Genomic DNA, 20242 nt, shown 5'->3' with positions numbered 1-20242 from the left:
CTTTTTTTACTTCTTTACCAGAAATAGGCGAGTAGGTTTTACCAATTCGGGCAAAGAGAAGTTTTAAATAATCATAAATTTCGGTAGAAGTTCCTACTGTAGAACGTGCATTGCTAGTGTTTACCTTTTGTTCTATGGCAATCGCGGGCGCAATTCCTTTGATATATTCCACCTTAGGTTTGTCTAATCTTCCTAAAAACTGACGCGCGTATGAAGATAAACTTTCAACATATCGGCGTTGTCCTTCGGCATAAAGCGTATCAAAAGCCAAACTCGACTTACCAGAACCGGAAAGCCCTGTAATAACCACTAATTTGTTCCTAGGAATAGCAACATCTAAATTTTTAAGATTGTGCAATTGCGCTCCTTTAATTAGAATGTTTTTTTTAGGTTCTAAGGTAGAAAAATCAAATTGTGTCATGATTGTTTTTAAAAGATTTGCAAAGATAATTAATCTTAATCAAGTTATGCTTATTCTTTAGATTCCAAATCGTTTTTATTGATAAAATTTACATGTAATTATAACGTTGTAGTAAGTTTTTTCTTTTTTTTAAACTATACAATAACTATACAATTTTATCATTTTATATTTATAAATAATTGATTATCAATTACTTGTTGTATTTATTTTGTTTTATTTTTTTTACATTAAAAAAAGATAATGTATAGTTTGTATATATAAATTAAAATATGAAAGTGAATTTTATCAATTAATTTTACAATTATCAAATTTTAACTAAACAAAATTAAATATTATGAAAAAAATTACTTTTTTATTATCAATTATGTTTTGTTCACTAAGTTTCTCTCAGAATTTAGTAACAAATGGTAATTTTCAATCAGGAGCTGCCACTCCTTGGTACGGAAATGCTGCTAATGTAGTGGATCTAGGTGGAGGCAATTTTGTAAATCAAGCTAATGTTTTAGCTGCAGGTAATCCATATGATGTGAATTTAAGTCAAAACATCAATTTAGTGAGTGGAACTACCTACCAGTTATCTTTTGATGCTTTTACAGATGCTACAACAGGAACAAGAACAATGACAGTTGGTCTTGGTCAAAATAATGCACCATGGGTTGCATTAACAGCAACTACCACTTTGACATCATCTCTTCAAACTTTTACCTACACATTTACAATTAATTATGGGGAAACTGTTGCTGATAGAGTAATTTTTGACATGGGAGCTGCTACTGGTTATGTTTTTATAGATAATGTATCTGTTACTGAGGTTGTTAATACTTGTTCTAATGGTATGCAAGATGGTACAGAAACAGGAGTTGATTGTGGAGGAACATGTGCGCCATGTTCAACTGCTGCACCAACTACAAATGCTCCTATTCCTACTCGTCCTCAAGCTGATGTAGTTTCAATATTTAGTGATTCTTATACTAACATAGCTACTAACTTAAATCCTTTTTGGGGACAAAGTGGTTCAGTTAACCCTAATTTTACTGTTACATCAGGTAACAATATTTTAGCTTACACAAATTTTAATTACCAAGGAACAGAAGTTACGGCTACTAATTTATCTAGTATGGAATATTTGCACATTGATGTATGGTCCAATGCTAATCCTGCTAATACAATTTTACAAGTTAGTCCAATTAGCAATGCTGGTGGTGCTTCGGAGTTTTTAGTAACAATTAATCACGTTCAAGGACAATGGTATAGTGTTGATATTCCAAAATCAGCTTTTACCGGAATGACTTGGACAAACGTATATCAATTGAAGTTTGCAGCAAATGGACCAGGAAGTACAGTTCCAGCAAATTTTTATTTTGATAATATTTATTTTTGGAAAACTTCAGTAGATCCAACAGCTGATGCATCATTAAGTGATCTTAAAGTTGATGGTTCAACTATTCCAGGTTTTGGTTCTACAATTCAATCTTATACTTATGAATTATTAACAGGAACAACTGTAGTTCCTCAAATTACAAGTGTTACAACTACTAATGCATCTGCTACTTATGTAATTTCACAAGCTACCACTTTACCTGGTTCAGCTACAGTTACCGTAACTTCAGCTAATGGATCAGTAATAAGTACTTATACTGTTAATTTTGTTGTAACTGGTCCATCTACAAATGCACCAACACCTCCTGCGAGAGCCACTTCAGATGTAATTTCATTATTTAGTGATGCTTATACAAATATTCCTGTAACAGAATGGTCAACTCCTTGGGATGATTCTAATATCCAAGATATTACACTTACTGGAAATGCAATGAAAAAAATTAATTTTGGTAATTTCTTAGGGGTTCAATTGGCAAATTATGTAGATGCTTCTTCTATGACACATTTTCACATGGATTATTACATTGACGCTGGAGTTAATTTAGTTGGAAAAGTATTAAATCCAAAATGGTCAAATCATGCAGCACAAGCAGGTGAAACTTCTGCATTACTGTTAACACATTTACCAACTACTACAGGTTCATGGGTTTCAATTGATGTTCCATTAACATCTTTTGCAGGTGCTCAAAGTAGAGAAGCTTTATATCAATTTTTAATTACTTCAAATTTAGGATCAGTTTATGTTGATAACATTTATTTACATAAAAATACCACAATGTCTTCTTCAAGTTTTACAACTTCTAAAGTGAAGTTATATCCAAATCCAACAGCTAATGTTTTAAATATTGAAGCTACTGGAGATATTCAAAGAATCTCTGTTTACAATGTTTTAGGACAAGAAGTTGTGAATAAGCAAAGCAACGGAACATCTGTTAGTTTAGATGTGTCAGGTTTGAATACTGGAGTTTATGTGATTAAAACGATGATTGAAGGGAATGTTTCTTCAACTAAATTCATAAAAGAGTAATTTACTTATATGTAAAGAATATAAAAGACTGTCAGCAATGACAGTCTTTTTTTTAAATCATTTTTTTTTAAAATTAATATTGTATATCTTTAGTTTTTAATTACATCAAAAATGCCATTTTCAAAAAGTTTATTTAAATTTTTTATATTCTTATCTTCAGTTTATTGTGTTGCTCAACAATTACCACCAATTGTTAAGTATTCTAAAGATAATTACAATGCTGGTATACAAAATTGGATGATTTCACAAGATAGTCATCGATTTATGTATTTTGCTAATAATGAAGGATTGTTAGAATTTAATGGTTCGAAATGGATTTTGAATTCATCTCCAAATGAAACCATTATTCGTTCTGTAAATTGCATTAATGATAAAATTTATACAGGAGCTTTTATGGAATTTGGTTTTTGGAAAAGAATCGAAAACGGGCAGCTTGTGTATACTTCTTTAAGTAATTCTATACAAGATAAAATAAGTGATGATGAACAGTTTTGGGGCATTTTTCCCTTTGATAATTGGATTCTTTTCCAATCGCTAGAAAAAATTTATGCCTATAATACCAAGACCCATTCTTTTACAATAATTAATCCCAATGGTACTATTTTAAAAGCTTTTAAAACTTCAAATGGAATTTATTTTCAAACAACTAAAGGTTTATATGAGATAGATCAAGGAAAGAGTAAATTGTTTTTAAGTAACCAAATTATTAATCAAAACAAGGTGATTAATATTTTTGATACTGCCGAGGGATTGCTTTTGGTTACTCAAAAGCAAGGGATTTTCTGTTATAAAAATGGAACTTTGTCAAAATTTATAACCAATGTAGATGCTGAAATTCAACAAAGTAATATATATAGTAGTCAAATTTTGTCGGATGAAAGTATAGCTTTGGGTTCAATATCTAATGGAATTTTTGTTTTATCTAAAGAGGGTAAATTAATTTATCATATAACACAAAATTCAGGCTTAAGCAATAATACAGCACTATCTCTTTTCGAAGATGTTGATAAAAATTTATGGATAGGTTTAGATAATGGTATTAATTGTATTAATTTAAAATCACCAATAACAAGTTACTTAGATAATACGGGTATTTTAGGCACAACGTATACATCAATTACTCATAATAATAAATTGTATATAGGTACTAATCAAGGCTTGTTTTGTAAAGATTTAAATTCTTCTTCAAAATTTGAGTTTGTTCAAAACACTAAAGGACAGGTTTGGAATTTATTTTCTTATCAAAATACCCTTTTTTGTGGACATGATTCGGGTACTTTTGTTGTAAATGGAACTAGTGCTAATCTAATTTACAATGCATCAGGTACTTGGAAATTTGTACCATATTCATCTGAAAGCAACCTCCTTTTACAAGGAAATTACAATGGAATATCAGTTTTAGAAAAGAAGAATAATAGTTGGATTTTCAGGAATAAAATTAAAGGATTTAATTATTCCTCAAAACATTTTGAAATATTAAATGCAAAAGAAATTTATGTAAGTCATGAATACAAAGGAGTATATCGTTTTTCGGTCGATCTTCAATTAAAAAATGCTTCAAATATATTTAGATTTAAAAATCCAGAAAAAGGTAAAAATGCCTCTTTAGCTAAGTATAATAATCAAATTTTTTATGCTTCAAAAGCAGGTGTTTTTAAAATCAATAACATAACAAAGGCTTTTGAAAGAGATAAGTCGTTGAGTGCAATGTTTGATAACGAGGAATATGTGACAGGAAAAATGATAGTTGATAAATCCAATAAACTTTGGTTTTTTACTAAAAATTATATTCACTACTATTCATCTGGGAAATTATCTTCTGAGTTGAAAAAAAATAGTTTGCCAATTCCTTCCTCTTTAACTAATTCCATGCCCGGTTATGAAAATATTCTTCAATTAAATGAGGCTAATTATTTAATAGGAACAACGGATGGTTTTTATATTCTTAAAAACAATGATTTTAAATTCAATAATTATAAAGTTTCAATCTTTGGAATTACAAATAATTCGGTTAATGCTAAATCAGATAATGTATCAATTTCTGAAGAAGGAAGTTTTGATTACGATGAAAATAATTTAGCATTCTACTTTGCGGTTCCAGAATTTGATAAATATATTAATGCTGAATATCAATACAAATTAGAAGGTTTACATGATAATTGGAGTGATTGGTCATTTAGTTCTCAAGTGTTTTTTGAAAATTTGCCAGCCGGAGATTATGTTTTTAGTGTACGAGCAAAAGTAGCTAATTCCATTACAGATAATGTGGCAATTTATAAGTTTGAAATTAATAAACCATGGTATGCAAATAATTTAGCTATTATTATTTATATCATTCTATTTATTGTTTTAGGATATTACATTCACAAATTTTACACACTTTATCACGAGAAGCGTCATCAAAGAATTATTGCTGAAAATAACATTCTCCTTGAATTGAAAGAATTGGAGAATGAACAGCAAATCATGAAGATTAAAAACGAACAGTTGGCTCAAGATATGGACAAGAAAAATAAAGAGTTGGCTGTTACAAATATGAATTTGATTAAAAAGACAGAACTTCTTAACATCATTAAAGCTGATTTAAAAAACTCATCCGATAGTTCAACCAATAGAAGTATTAAATCTGTAATTTCTACTATCAATAAGAATGTAAAAGAAGAAAATACATGGAATATTTTTAAGGAAGCCTTTGATAGTGCAGACAACAATTTTCTGAAAAAAGTTAAAGAAAATCATCCAACATTAACACCAAATGATTTACGTCTTTGTGCCTATTTACGATTGAATTTATCTTCTAAAGAAATAGCTCCTTTACTTAATATTTCGGTTAGAAGTATCGAAATTAAACGATATCGTTTGCGTAAAAAAATGAATCTTCCTCACGAAACGGGTCTAGTTGAGTATTTATTAGCGATTTAAATAACTTATATATAGTAATTTCAACCTATACATCACCTCAACATTTGATGATTGGTTATCTGTACAAAGGTGAATTAAAATCTTTTTTTACAAATGAAACCAATATTTTATTGGCTTTTTGCAAGGTTTTTTGTCGCTTTTTTGTGATGTATGTTTTTTGTTGAGGTTAATTTTGTTAAAAATGAAATAATAACTAATTATTTTTATGAAATCATTAGTGAATTCAATTTTATAGAATATTAATTTTTTAAATCCATACAACAAATGAGAAAAATTATTTTGTCATTAATCTTTTGTTACTCCTTTACTATTTCCGCTCAAACCGAGAAAGTAGTAATCGAAAATAACGATTCTGGAATGAAACTTAAAGTCGGTGGTAAAGATTTTATGGTTAACGGAATGAATTGGGATTATTTTCCAATTGGCACAAACTACTCTTACAGTCTGTGGAATCAATCAGATGAATTTATTCGTCAAGCATTAGATGATGAAATGGGATTACTTCAAAACATGGGAGTAAACTCGATTCGTGTTTATTCAGGTATACCCAAAAAATGGATTGAATACATTTATGAAAACTATGGTATTTACACCATGTTGAATCATTCCTTTGGTCGTTATGGACTTACAATTGATGGAGTATGGAAACCTAATACGGAATACTCTGATGCTAAAACACGTGAACTACTTCTTAAAGAAGTAACTCAATTAGCATCTGAATACAAAGACACGAAAGGGTTATTATTATTCCTTTTAGGAAATGAAAATAACTATGGATTGTTTTGGGATGGAGCTGAAACAGAAGATATCCCTATTCAAGATAGAAAATCAACAGTCAGAGCGCGTTCAATGTACAAGCTTTTCAATGAAGCAACAGTTGCAATGAAAGCCATTGATTCGAATCATCCAATAGCAATTTGTAACGGTGACTTACTTTTCTTAGACATTATTGCTAAAGAATGTAAAGATGTTGATGTTTTTGGAACAAATGTTTATCGCGGAGTTTCTTTTGGAGATTTATTTGAACGTGTTAAAAAAGAATATGGAAAACCTGTATTATTCACAGAGTTTGGTGCTGATGCTTTTAATGTTCTTTCTAATCAAGAAGATCAAAATGCGCAAGCTTTTTATTTGAAAGGGAATTGGAAAGAAATTTATGAAAATGCTGCTGGATTAGGTAAAACAGGTAATGCTATAGGGGGTTATACTTTTCAGTTTAGTGATGGTTGGTGGAAATACGGTCAAACAAAAAATTTAGACTTGCATGATACTAATCCATCATGGTCTAATGGTGGTTATCAAAAAGATTATTCTGAAGGACAAAATAATATGAATGAAGAGTGGTTTGGTATTTGTGCTAAAGGTCCAACAAACGAAAAAGGACACTATCAACTATATCCAAGAGCTGCTTATTATGTTTTAAAAGATATTCACAAACTAAATCCATTTAAAGATGGAGTTAGTAATCAAGTCATATCTTCTCATTTTAACGAAACTAATCTAATGGATGCTGCGTTAAGAGCTAGAGGCGATAAGGCTGCTTTAGCTGCAAATGATGGAGGAATTATTAAATTAAGTAATTTAAGAGCAGAATTTACAACTTTTAATACAGGAGGAAGTTTACTTACAACTCCTAAAGCAGACGACCCGAATACAAGTACTTATCCAAATAGATTAGGATTTGATCATATGCAATCTTATTTTATTGGTGTAGAAGGTAATCCATCTGCTAATATGAAAGCGAATGTTAATTTCAATATTTTAGGAAATGTTGCTACAAATCCTATTAACGAGATTTTTTATGAGAATAGAGGTAGAGCTCAAAATGTAGTGACCAGTGATGGTGAAGTTACGACGACTGATGTTAACCGAGTTCAAATTTATAATGCTTCTTACAAATGGACAGCTAAAGATTTTGAATTAAGAGGATTTTACAGAACAGGTCATTATCATTGGGGTTATGAAGGTGATTTCTTTGGATTGTATCCAGAAGCAAATTACGGACCTAATTTAGATATCTATAACGGAGAAACTTCTGGCTTTGAATTCGATGGTAGAGGTAGTTTAAATGGTTTAAAAGCTGCTTTTGGACCTCAATTATGGTGGGGAGCTAACCCAGCTTACTTATTAAAATACAACAGAAAAATAGGTAGGTTTAATGCAGCAGCAGTTTACCATGAAGACATTTCTAGTGCGGCTCAGGCTATTACATCTATTTTTATCCCTCAACCTAAAACAAGAAGAGCTACTGTTTATTTACAAACAAAATTAGGTAATTTAGGTATCGAGTTCGGAGGTATTTGGGGTGGTCAACCTTTAAACGGAAGAGAATTCCAAATGATGGATGGTGATGTGGTAAAAGTGGATAAAGTAAATAATAAAGACAACTGGGGAGGTAAAGCAAAACTAACTTTCTCTAAAGGAAGATTTAACGCTTATACACAAGGAGCCATTCAAGGTTTAGTAGCAAATGGTGGTGGTGATTATACCCAAACATTTACAGGATGGAGACTTAAAGATAGTGGAAGTGGAAATCAAATGAACTTCTTAGCAGGTTTTACTTACAATGTAAATTCAAACTTACAAATTGCGCCAAACTTTTTATGGCAAAAGCCTTTAGTTGAAGCGATGCCAAATGGTGTTGACGCTCCAGGTAGATTGAGAAATATTTTAGACGACCCATTTATCGTAAGAGCAAATCGTGAAACTGTTGGAGGAGAATTATTGTTAACTTATGACCCAACTCCAGGAACTTGGATGTATGAGTGGAATAATGATATGGTTGAAGATGCAAAATTTGCCTTTAGTACAGGATTTGTTTACCGTCATTTACCAACAACTATGGATGCCGCTATCGGATTTTTATCTAACAGAACGCAATTTGCATTCGAACGTTCGGCACCAGCAAGAGATTTATGGGAATCTAATACTCGAATAGTTTCAAAAGTATCGCCCGATTTAGGATTTATTGCTAACTTATACTTCGGAAATGGTCAAGCAAATGGAGATTCTCAAAGAACTATTAATAGAGCAGGTGGTGATATTAGAATGATTTATAAAAAAGTGAAAGTGGTGTCTTCTCTAAAATTTAATGATTGGGGACCTTTTGATTACCACAAAGATTTCAACTTAACATATCCTCTTCAAAGCTCAATTGATATTTCAACTTCTGTTGGAAAACCAAATTGGTTTATCTTGCCTGATACAAGAATTGGTATAATGGGAATTTGGAGATCATTAGATCAATATTCTCCTAGATATTCTCCAACATATGTTCCTGAAAATACATATCCACCAGTACCAGTTTTAAGTCCAGTTGGGTTTGGTAATGGTTCAGAGTGGGAAATCAGAACATATATTCACATTAATATTGGTAAATAATAAAAAATTGAAAAATATGAAAAATAGTAAGTTTAATTATTTAAAAGCATTTTTTCTTCTTGCAACAGTAACAACAATGATTACAAGTTGCGAGAGAGAATTATCTGATGAAGCTACTGTTGCTACTTTTCCAAAAATTGGAAATATCTTCACCGATGATTTTGTAGGAATGGGGTCAGATTTTTACTTTCCTTATGGAGGATCTAAAGCAACCGCTTGGTCAATTGATAGATCTGAAGGATATAACAGTAATGTGTCTTTACGATTTGATGTTCCAAATGCTAATGATCCTGAAGGAAATTACGCTGGAGCTATCTTTAGAACAGAAGGTGCAGGTCGTAATTTAACCGATTTCGATGCCTTAACTTTTTATATTAAAGCATCTCAAGGGGTAACTATTGACCAGTTAGGATTTGGTGAAGATTTTGACCAAAATAAATACATGGCCACCATAACTAATGTTAGTGTAGGAACTAATTGGTCTAAAGTAATTATTCCTATTCCTGATGCATCAAAACTTATAAAAGAAAGAGGAATGTTTCGATATGCAGCAGGAACTCAAGCTACAAATGGTATGGGTTACACCTTTTGGATTGATGATTTAAAATTTGAAAAATTAGGAACTATAAGAACTATAGGTGCTTCTATTATGAATGGTACTAATGCTTCAGTAAATACTTTTGTAGGAGTTAATTCAAATGTAACAGGTATTATATCTACATTTAATTTACCTAATGGTCAAAATCAAGTAGTTAATTTAAGTCCTGCTTATTTTGAATTTACATCATCAAATTCTACAGTAGCTACAGTAGATTCTAATGGATTAGTTACTTCATTAAGTGGAGGAACTTCTATTATAACAGCAACAATAAATGGTGTTCAAGCTACAGGCAGTTTAACGGTTAATTGTGCAGGTGTTTTCGTTTATGCTCCAACACCTACCAGAAGCCAAGCCAATGTTATTTCAATTTTTTCGGATCACTACAATAATGTACCCGTAAATTATTACAATGGATATTGGCAACCATGGCAAACAACAGTATCAAACGATTTTTCAGTTAATGGAGACAATATATTAAATTATACCATTTTTAATTTTGTAGGAATTGAGTTTAGTTCACCAACTGTAAATGCTACTTCAATGACCCATTTTCATTTAGATGCCTTTATTCCAGGAGCTGTTGCTCCAGGAAGACAATTAAGAGTTATTATTGTTGACTTTGGTGCTAATGGAGTTTATGGAGGTGGAGATGATACAAGACATTCTACCACATTCACAACACCATTTGTTGTTTCTCAAAATTGGATGTCAATCGACATTCCATTTTCTGCAATGCCTGGTTTAGCTAGTAGATCTAATCTAGCACAAATTATCCTTGAAGGTGGTGATGGTTCTGTAATTTATGTAGATAACGTATATTTCTATAACTAGAATCGTAAAGTAATTTAATTTAAAAGAAAACATCATGAGTATAAAATATAGAACAATAAAATCGTTAGCATTATTTACGACAATAATATCCGTTATGGGATGTTCTACAGATGAAAAACAAACGGTTACTACTATGAATAATTTAGTAATGCAAGATGAATTTGATGTAGATGGTGCTCCTAACAGTGCTTATTGGAGTTATAATATTGGAACAGGTAGTAACGGTTGGGGCAATAACGAATTACAATATTATACAGACCGTCCGCAGAATGTTGTTGTAGAAGATGGAATGCTTAAAATTACAGCTATAAGAGAATTATACATGGGATCTAATTATACTTCGGCTAGAATTTTAACCAAAGGAAAAGTGGAACAAAAATATGGAAGAATTGAAGCTAGAATCAAATGTCCATTAGGACAAGGTATTTGGCCTGCCTTTTGGATGTTAGGTGCTAATTCTGATACGGTTGTTTGGCCACAATGTGGTGAAATTGATATTATGGAGTATTTAGGTAGTAATCCAACTACTGCTTTTGGAACCGTTCATGGTCCAGGTTATGCAGGTGGACAATCGATATCTAAAAATTTTACTTTAAAAAATAGCCGATTTGATACTGATTTCCACATTTTTGGAATTGAATGGGGTGAAAATTATATCAATTATTATATAGACGATAAACTTTATAATCAAATCACTCCAGAAGATGTTCCAGGTGAATGGGTTTTCAATCAACCTTTTTATATCATCTTAAATATGGCTGTGGGTGGAAATTTGCCAGGTTCTCCTAACACTGAAACTACTTTCCCACAAACTATGTTAGTTGATTACATAAGAATTTACCAATAAAATAAAGAAACATATAAATATGAATTCATTTACTAGACTTTTTAATAAAGTCTAGTAGTGGATTTTTATGCAAAATAAATTGAAGCAAAACAATCATGAGTTTAGGAATGAAAGATAATGTAAGTGCTACACTAGAAATTGATAATGTATCAGTTACTATGGATGTCGTGATGTTAAATGGAGAAAAATTTTATAAAATAAGCAACAGCGATACCATGCGACCATTTTTCATGAGTATTGTTAGTGATTCGAATCATTGGATGTTTATTTCAAGTAATGGCGGATTAACTGCTGGTAGAAAAAATGCCGAGTTTGCGTTATTCCCATATTATACCGATGATAAAATAACAGAATCTGCTGAAATTACCGGAAGTAAAACTATTTTTCAGGTTACATACAACAACCAAACGTTAATTTGGGAACCTTTCTCAGAACGTTTCACTGATAAGTACAACATATCTAGAAATTTATACAAGAACTTTTACGGAAATAAAATCGTCTTCGAAGAAACCAATCATGATTTAGAACTTTCTTTTTCTTACGAATGGAATTCAAGTAACAAATTTGGATTTGTAAAACAGGCTTCAATTAAAAATTATGCTGATAAAGCGTATCAAATATCCCTTTTAGACGGAATTCAAAACATTATGCCTCATGGTGTAAGTAGCGATTTACAAGCTTCAACAAGTAATTTAGTAGATGCCTATAAAAGAAGTGAATTACATCCAAACAGTGGATTGGGAATTTTTGCTTTAAGCGCTATTATTGTAGATAAAGCCGAACCAAGTGAAGCTTTAAAAGCGAATACGGTTTTTTCGTTAGGATTAGATAACCCAACGTATTTACTATCATCGTTGCAGGTTGCTAATTTCAGAAGAAAGCAAAATGTACATCCAGAATTCGATATCAAAGGCGAAAAAGGCGCTTATTTTATCAATACATCATTTGATTTAAACTCAAATTCAAATAAAAGTTGGATCATTGTGGCCAACGTAAATCAAAATCATGCCGATATTATTAGATTGACTGAAACGATTTCAAAAGACGCCACTTTAGAAAGTCAAATTAAAGAAGACATTAATCTTGGAACTCAGAAGTTAATTGAAATCAATGCTTCTTCTGATGCACTTCAAGCTACAGAAGACCATCTTCGCGATACAAGACATTTTTCTAATACGCTTTTTAATATTATGCGTGGTGGAATTTTTGATTACAATTACCAAATTGAAAAACAGGATTTTGTATTGTATATCAAAAAAGCGAATAGACAGGTTTATGAAAAATTGGCAAATAAAATCAACCAATTACCCGAAACCTTCACACTTCAAGCATTAAAAGAATTTGCTAAACAGCAAGATAATTTGAATTTTGAACGGTTAAGTTTTGAATATTTGCCTTTAAAATTCAGTAGAAGACACGGTGATCCAAGTCGTCCTTGGAATAAGTTTTCAATCAACACTACCAATGAAATTGATGGTTCTAAAATATTAGATTACCAAGGAAATTGGCGTGATATTTTCCAAAATTGGGAAGCTTTAGCACATTCATATCCAGAGTTTATTGATAGTATGATTCATAAGTTCTTAAACGCTTCAACTTTTGATGGCTACAATCCGTATCGTGTTACCAAAGATGGATTTGATTGGGAAGCCATTGAACCTGATAATCCTTGGTCATACATTGGATATTGGGGCGATCACCAAATCATTTATTTGTTAAAGTTCTTAGAATTCTGTGAAAAATACGCACCAGGCAAACTAAACGATTATTTTGAAACGGATTGTTTTGTTTATGCTGCGGTTCCATATATCATTAAACCATATGACGAAATTCTAAAAAATCCAAAAGACACCATTGAATACAGTCATTCTTGGGAAAAATTAATCAACGAAAGAAAACAACAGATGGGAGCTGATGGTGCTTTGTTACACAGTAACGACAAGAGCATTTATCATGTGAATTTCATCGAAAAAATACTAGCTACAGTTTTATCTAAAATGTCCAACTTTATTCCAGAAGCCGGCATTTGGATGAACACACAACGTCCTGAATGGAACGACGCCAATAACGCCTTAGTAGGTAACGGAGTTTCGATGGTTACGTTGTATTATTTGAGAAGATTTTTGAAGTTTTTCGAACAATTATTAGACAATTCGAACCTAGAAAACATCAAAATTTCCAACGAAATGGTCGAATTCTATCATGAAGTTAGAGAATGTTTAGTAGAAAACGAATACCTACTTTCAAGAAATATCGATGATGTTACTAGAAAAGCAATATTAGATAGATTAGGAAAAGCAGCTTCAGATTATCGTTACCAAATCTACAACAGCGGATTTTGGGGTAAAAAGCGTACGCATTCCATGCAAGGTTTGAAAAATTTCACTAAAGTAAGTTTGAAATTTATCGAACATTCAATCGAAGCAAACAAACGTGCTGATGATTTATATCATGCATATAACTTAATGACGATTGAAAGTAACAACTCAATTTCAATTTCTTATTTAAGTGAAATGCTTGAAGGACAAGTAGCAGTTCTAAGTTCAGGCTATTTATCATCAAAAGAAAATCTAAAAGTTTTAGATGCGTTAAAAGCAAGCAAATTATTTAGACACGATCAATACAGCTATTTGTTGTATCCAAATAAAGAATTACCAAAATTCATCGAGAAAAACACCATTTCAAAAGAAGCGGTTGCCAAATCAGAATTGTTACAAAATTTATTAGCGAATAAGAACGCTCAAATCATCAACCAAGACATTTTAGGAAATTATCATTTCAACGGAAACTTCCACAATGCCAACGATTTGAAAAATGCTTTAGCAGAAGTGAAACAAAATACCACTTTCAAAGCATTAGTTGAAAAAGAAGAAAATGTCGTTTTAGAAATCTTTGAAGAGGTATTCAACCATAAAGCGTTTACAGGTCGTTCTGGAACTTTCTATGGCTATGAAGGTTTAGGTTCAATTTATTGGCACATGGTTTCAAAACTACAATTAGCCGTTCAAGAATGTTGCCTAAAAGCCATCGAAGAAAACGAATCACCAGAAGTTATCGGACGTTTATTAGAACACTATTACGAAATAAACGAAGGAATTGGTGTTCACAAATCGCCAACACTTTATGGTGCTTTCCCAACCGATGCTTATTCGCACACACCAGCAGGAAAAGGCGCACAACAACCTGGAATGACAGGTCAAGTAAAAGAAGATATTTTGAGTCGTTTTGGAGAATTAGGTGTTTTCATTAAAGATGGAGTTTTACATTTTAATCCGTGTTTATTAAGAAAGGACGAGTTTTTAACACAACCTAAAACGTTTAATTATGTAAACGTTCATTTCGAACACAAAACGATTGAATTAAAAGAAAATTCATTGGCGTTTACATTCTGCCAAATTCCTGTTGTATATCAATTATCTGAGGCATCGTCTATCGAAATTTTCGACAAACAAGGCAATTCAAAAACAATCAATGAATTAACATTAGATGCTAAAACAAGTCAAGATGTATTTAGTAGAAATGGAAATGTTGAAAAACTAATTGTGAATCTAGTTGCTACAAACCTGAAATAATTAATGATGCAAATATGAAAGCGAAAACTAGCATAATAACGCTATCTCTCTCAAAAGTATTTCTTTTGATGGTAGTGTTTTGTTTGTTGTTTTCATGTAATTCTAAACGAGAAAGCCAAGAAATGAATGCAAATCCAACAGAAATAACGGCAAAAAAGCTATTAGGGAATCCTGATTATCAAGCTATTTGTTATGGAGGTTATCGCAAAAATACACGTGAAATTGAGCCTACAATTGCTGAAATTAAAGAGGATTTAAAAATTTTAGCAGCTTTAAACATCAAAATAGTTAGAACGTACAATGTTCATTATAAAGAAGTTTCGAATTTGTTGGAAGCTATTTCCCAATTAAAAAAAGAAGATTCCAATTTTGAAATGTATGTGATGCTTGGCGTTTGGATTGATTGCAAAAATGCTTGGACAGAATTAGAACCTATTCACAATGAAGAAAGTGAAAGAAATGCCATTGAAATTGCTGAAGCCGTTCGTTTAACAAATGCGTATCCAGAAATTATAAAAATTATCTCGGTTGGAAATGAAGCAATGGTCAATTGGGCAACCAGTTATTATGTTACACCTAATATCATTTTAAAATGGGTGAATCATTTACAAGAGTTGAAAAAGCAAAACAAATTAGCAAAAGATGTTTGGATTACAAGTTCCGATGATTTTGCTTCATGGGGTGGAGGCGATGTTAGTTATCATACAAAGGACTTAGAGAATTTAATCAAAGCGGTTGATTATGTTTCCATGCATACGTATCCGTATCACAATACACATTATAATCCTGATTTTTGGCAATCTTCTAGCAATGAAAATCATTTTGATGAATTACAAAAAGTTGCTACCGCTATGGTTCGCTCGCAATTATTTGCTAAAAAACAATTTGAAAATGTAAAAGCTTACGTGCATTCGATTAGTCCAAATAAGCCAATTCATATTGGCGAAACGGGATGGGCTTCTAGTTCAGATGGTTTCTACGGAATTGAAGGTTCAAAAGCTTCTGACGAATACAAACAAGCCTTGTATTATCAAAGTATGCGAGCTTGGACGAATAAAGAAAAAATCACTTGTTTCTATTTTGAAGCGTTTGACGAACATTGGAAAGATAGTAACAATCCAAATGGTTCTGAAAATCATTTCGGGATTTTTACTGTAGATGGAAAAGCAAAGTTCACGTTGTGGAATTCAGTAGACGATAAGGTTTTTGTTAATTTAAAAAGAGATGGAAAGTCAATTGAAAAAACGTTTTCAGGTAATAAAGAATTAGTGATGAAAACTGTTTTTGCACCACCAACAAAAAGATAAATGAAAGTAGTTCACTACATAATAAGTGTTTTAATTCTTGTAACAATGATGAATTGTAAAGGAGTCAATAGTGCATTAGAAGTAACCGTTTACGAAACTTCTGAAAGTGGCAATGCTTTGAAGAAAGTAAATGAATTTTCTACATCAGAAAATAAGGTTGAGATTCATCTGAATCCTGATGAAAAATTTCAAACGATTACTGGTTTTGGAGGCTCATTTACAGAAGCTTCTGCACATTTATTGAATAAATTAAGTAAAGAAAACAGAAAGAAAATATTGGATGCTTACTTCAGTGAAAGTGGAGCTAATTATTCCTTAACAAGAACTACTATAGCTTCTTGTGATTTTTCACTTAAGAATTATACTTATGCTAAAGTAGAGAATGATTTAGCATTAGAGCATTTCACTATCGAAGAGGATAAAGAGGATATTATTCCTATGATTTTAGAAGCAAAAGCGATTTCTAAAGAAGGATTTAACATCATTGCTTCGCCATGGTCTTGTCCGCCTTGGATGAAAGACAACAAAAGTTATGTAGGCGGAAAATTGTTACCAGAATATAACGATACGTTCGCTTTATACTTTTCAAAATATCTAGAAGCTTATAAAAAAGAAGGTATTGACATTTGGGGAGTAACAGTAATTAACGAACCGCATGGCAATGGAAACAATTGGGAAAGTACTTTGTTTTCACCAGAAGAAATGACTTTGTTCGTTCAAAATCATTTGGGACCAAAATTAGAACGTGACGGTTGGAATAACATCAAAATTTTAGGTTACGATCAAAATAGAGCCGGTTTACAAGAATGGGTTGATGCGATGTATAAAGATGAGAAAACATCCAAATATTTCGCAGGAACAGCTATTCATTGGTACGAAAGCACGTATGAAGTGTTTCCAGAAGCCTTGCAATATGCTCACAAAAAAGCACCAAACAAACATCTTATTCAAACGGAAGCTTGTGTAGATTCTGAAATTCCACATTGGCAAGACGATGCTTGGTATTGGAAAAAAGAAGCTACTGATTGGGGTTGGGATTGGGCAAGTGAAAAAGACAAATATTTACATCCAAAATATGCTCCCGTAAACCGTTATGCAGAAGACATCATTGGTTGTTTGAATAACCAAGTTGATGGTTGGGTAGATTGGAATATGGTTTTAGACCGACAAGGTGGTCCTAATTGGTTCAAAAACTGGTGTGTAGCTCCTGTAATTGTAGATGATAAAAACGATGAGGTCTACTTCACACCCTTGTATTACGTGATGTCGCATTTTAGTAAATTCATGCGTCCAGGTGCTATTAAAATTGGTTGCGAAATCAATAGCAAAGATTTAAAAGTTACAGCCGCTCAAAATCCAGATAAATCAATTGCTTTAGTAGTTTTTAACCCAACGGAGCAATCTCATTCAATAGAAATTAGTATTAGTAATTATAATAAAATCATTTCCATCTCAGCAAAAGCATTGCAAACAGTGGTGATTGATTTTTAAAACATAAGCATTATGGATATCAATTCAGTTCATACAGTAGAAAAAATTCCATTAAGTCAAAAGGCGGCTTTTGGAGCTGGACATTTGGTAAATAACTTATTACCAGGAGCTTTAGGAGTCTTTTCGTTTTTCTTAATTACGGCATTCGGAATAGAGCCAGCTATTGCAGGTTTGTTATCGGCTATACCAAGGTTTTTCGACGCGTTAACCGATCCTATTATGGGATTTATATCGGATAATACCACCTCAAAATGGGGCAGAAGAAGACCTTATATTTTTATGGGAGCTATTTTGTCTGCTATTTTATTTGTTGTGCAATGGCAAATGTGGGAAGATAATGGCTCTACCTATAACTTTTGGTATTTTTTATTCTTCTCTATTCTATTCATTTTTGCCAATACTATTTTTTCAACTCCTTTGATTGGATTTGGCTATGAAATGTCGTCCGATACTAAAGAACGAACTCGATTAATGGGAATTGCGAATAGCGTTGGACAAGTATCATGGATGATTGTGCCTATTTTTTGGGTATTAATTGCGAATAAAGATTTGTTTGATACTCAGGCAGATGGTGTTCGAACATTATCTATTTTTGTTGGATTTGCTTGTTTCCTTTTTGGAATTTTGCCTGCTATTTTTTGTAAAGAAAATGATGTTTCTGATGCTAATAGTAAAGCTAATCTTACGTTTAAAGACTTGGTTGTTAATATGAAAATATTATGGAGCACCATGAAAAACATGACTAAAAACATTCCTTTTATGCGTTTGTGTGGTGCTACTTTCTTAGTTTTTAATGGTTTTCAAATGGTGGCTTCTTTTAGTTATTTCATTATTGTTTTTTACATGTACAAAGGGAGTTATGAAATGGCAGGAACAGTACCAGCAATATTTTCTATTCTAGGTTCTTTCTTAACTGCTATATTAATTATTCCAATTGTTTCTTGGATGGCTAATAAATTTGGCAAGAGAAATGCTTTTATTATCTCAACCTTTTTATCAATTATTGGTTATCTTCTTAAATGGTGGGGATTTGTAGTTGTAGATGAACAAACAACCGTACTTTTTAATGATGTGGTTTTACAAGTTGGAGTAGTGAAATTTTCATTAGAAATGCCTTTGATTTTATTATTGCCTATCCCATTGATGGCATTTGGATTAGGAGGTTTATTCACTTTAATGATGAGTATGACTGCCGATGTTTGTGATTTGGATGAATTAAGAAATGGTTTGCCAAGACGAGAGGGAACGTTTGGTGCTATGTATTGGTGGATGGTTAAAATTGGGCAATCTATTGCATTAGCATTAGGAGGTTTGGTTTTATCAATGGTAGGATTTGACGCTAAAAGTTCCATTCAAGCCGCACAAACCATGCATGATTTAAGAATTGCGGACATCATTATTCCGTCGGTTACTGCAGGTTTAGCGGTTTTGATTATGTGGAATTATAATTTAAATGAAGATCAAGTAAGTAAGATTAAGAAAGAATTAGAAGAAAAAAGATCTGAACGAAAAAATAAATTAAATTTATAATATTATGTCTTTCAAAAACGATTACTTTTTATATGCTAAGAATAATGAGAGTGCTAATATAGAATTTAGTAGTGGTTTAAATTTGATGAATACTTCTCCTGAAGTTTTATCTGCCATATTCTTACAATCGTTACGAAGTGGTATGCACGGACTTTGTTTTAGTATGTATGAAGACGGTCAAAAACCAGGCGATCATATTTCGGAAGAGCAGGTGAGAAGAAGATTAAAAATTATAGCGCCTTATACCAAATGGGTGCGTTCTTTTTCATGCATTGAAGGAAATGAATTTGTTCCAAAAATCGCTCGCGAGTTAGGAATGAAAACTCTTGTTGGGGCTTGGTTAGGTGACGATGCTGAAAAGAATGAAAAAGAAATGGAAGCTTTAATTCAATTAGCAAAAGAGGGCTTTGTAGATATAGCGGCTGTTGGAAATGAAGTGATTTATCGAAAAGATTTAACAGAAGATGAATTATTGTTTTTTATAAATAAAGCAAGAAAAGAAATTCCAGCTCACATTCCAGTAGGATATGTAGATGCTTATTATGAGTTCACCATAAAACCAAGAATTACAGAAGCTTGTGATGTCATATTAACCAATTGTTATCCGTATTGGGAAGGTACTAATCAAATGGATGCTTTATCTCATATGAAAAGTATGTATCATCAAGCTTTAGCTGCCGGTAATGGAAAAAAAGTGATTATTACTGAAACCGGTTGGCCTAGCCATGGTGAAAGTTTTAAAGATTCACATCCATCTACTGAAAATGCAATGAAATATTTCATCAACACACAATTATGGTCGTTAAGTGAAGACATTGAAATCTTTTATTTTTCATCTTTTGATGAGGCATGGAAAGTAGGCCCAGAGGGTGAAGTGGGGGCTCATTGGGGTATTTGGGATAAAAACGAAAAATTAAAATTTTAAAAAGGTA

General features: G+C 32.0%; 10 protein-coding genes and 1 pseudogene. 10 read left to right on the top strand and 1 reads right to left on the bottom strand.

The window, feature by feature from the left end:
- A pseudogene (locus tag Q0075_RS05115) lies at positions 1 to 421 on the bottom strand (excinuclease ABC subunit A); the annotation flags it as partial.
- 334 nt (positions 422 to 755) lie between these two features.
- Between Q0075_RS05115 and Q0075_RS05110 the strand changes: the two are divergent.
- From Q0075_RS05110 to Q0075_RS05065, 10 genes are all read left to right on the top strand, one after another.
- Complete coding sequence (locus Q0075_RS05110; protein ID WP_297868572.1) at positions 756 to 2828, top strand: T9SS type A sorting domain-containing protein; 2073 nt, start codon at positions 756 to 758, stop codon at positions 2826 to 2828.
- 111 nt (positions 2829 to 2939) lie between these two features.
- On the top strand, positions 2940 to 5750 hold the full coding sequence (locus Q0075_RS05105; RefSeq protein WP_297868571.1) for a triple tyrosine motif-containing protein: 2811 nt from the start codon (positions 2940 to 2942) through the stop codon (positions 5748 to 5750).
- Positions 5751 to 6014: 264 nt separating this feature from the next.
- On the top strand, positions 6015 to 9131 hold the full coding sequence (locus Q0075_RS05100) for a glycosidase (protein ID WP_297868570.1): 3117 nt from the start codon (positions 6015 to 6017) through the stop codon (positions 9129 to 9131).
- Positions 9132 to 9147: 16 nt separating this feature from the next.
- Complete coding sequence (locus tag Q0075_RS05095) at positions 9148 to 10563, top strand: Ig-like domain-containing protein (RefSeq protein ID WP_297868569.1); 1416 nt, start codon at positions 9148 to 9150, stop codon at positions 10561 to 10563.
- A gap of 34 nt (positions 10564 to 10597) precedes the next feature.
- Complete coding sequence (locus Q0075_RS05090; protein WP_297868568.1) at positions 10598 to 11410, top strand: glycoside hydrolase family 16 protein; 813 nt, start codon at positions 10598 to 10600, stop codon at positions 11408 to 11410.
- Between the two features lie 158 nt (positions 11411 to 11568).
- Entirely contained in the window at positions 11569 to 14982 is a 3414-nt protein-coding gene (locus Q0075_RS05085; protein WP_297868573.1) for a hypothetical protein, read from the top strand.
- A gap of 14 nt (positions 14983 to 14996) precedes the next feature.
- Positions 14997 to 16289 carry a glycosyl hydrolase family 17 protein gene (locus Q0075_RS05080; RefSeq protein ID WP_297868567.1) on the top strand — a complete coding sequence of 431 codons (1293 nt, stop codon included), beginning with the start codon at positions 14997 to 14999 and terminating at the stop codon, positions 16287 to 16289.
- Complete coding sequence (locus Q0075_RS05075; RefSeq protein WP_297868566.1) at positions 16290 to 17780, top strand: glycoside hydrolase family 30 protein; 1491 nt, start codon at positions 16290 to 16292, stop codon at positions 17778 to 17780.
- A 12-nt stretch (positions 17781 to 17792) separates the two neighbouring features.
- The gene (locus Q0075_RS05070) at positions 17793 to 19310 is read left to right on the top strand and encodes an MFS transporter (RefSeq protein WP_297868565.1); all 1518 of its coding nucleotides are present in this window, start codon (positions 17793 to 17795) and stop codon (positions 19308 to 19310) included.
- Positions 19311 to 19314: 4 nt separating this feature from the next.
- Entirely contained in the window at positions 19315 to 20235 is a 921-nt protein-coding gene (locus Q0075_RS05065; protein WP_297868564.1) for a glycosyl hydrolase family 17 protein, read from the top strand.
- The last annotated feature ends 7 nt before the right edge of the window (positions 20236 to 20242 follow it).

Origin of the sequence: uncultured Flavobacterium sp. (genome assembly GCF_937967675.1) — a bacterium.
Taxonomy (GTDB): Bacteria; Bacteroidota; Bacteroidia; order Flavobacteriales; family Flavobacteriaceae; genus Flavobacterium.
Note: the sequence above shows the minus strand (reverse complement) of the source record. Positions and strands in the feature narration are given on the sequence as shown.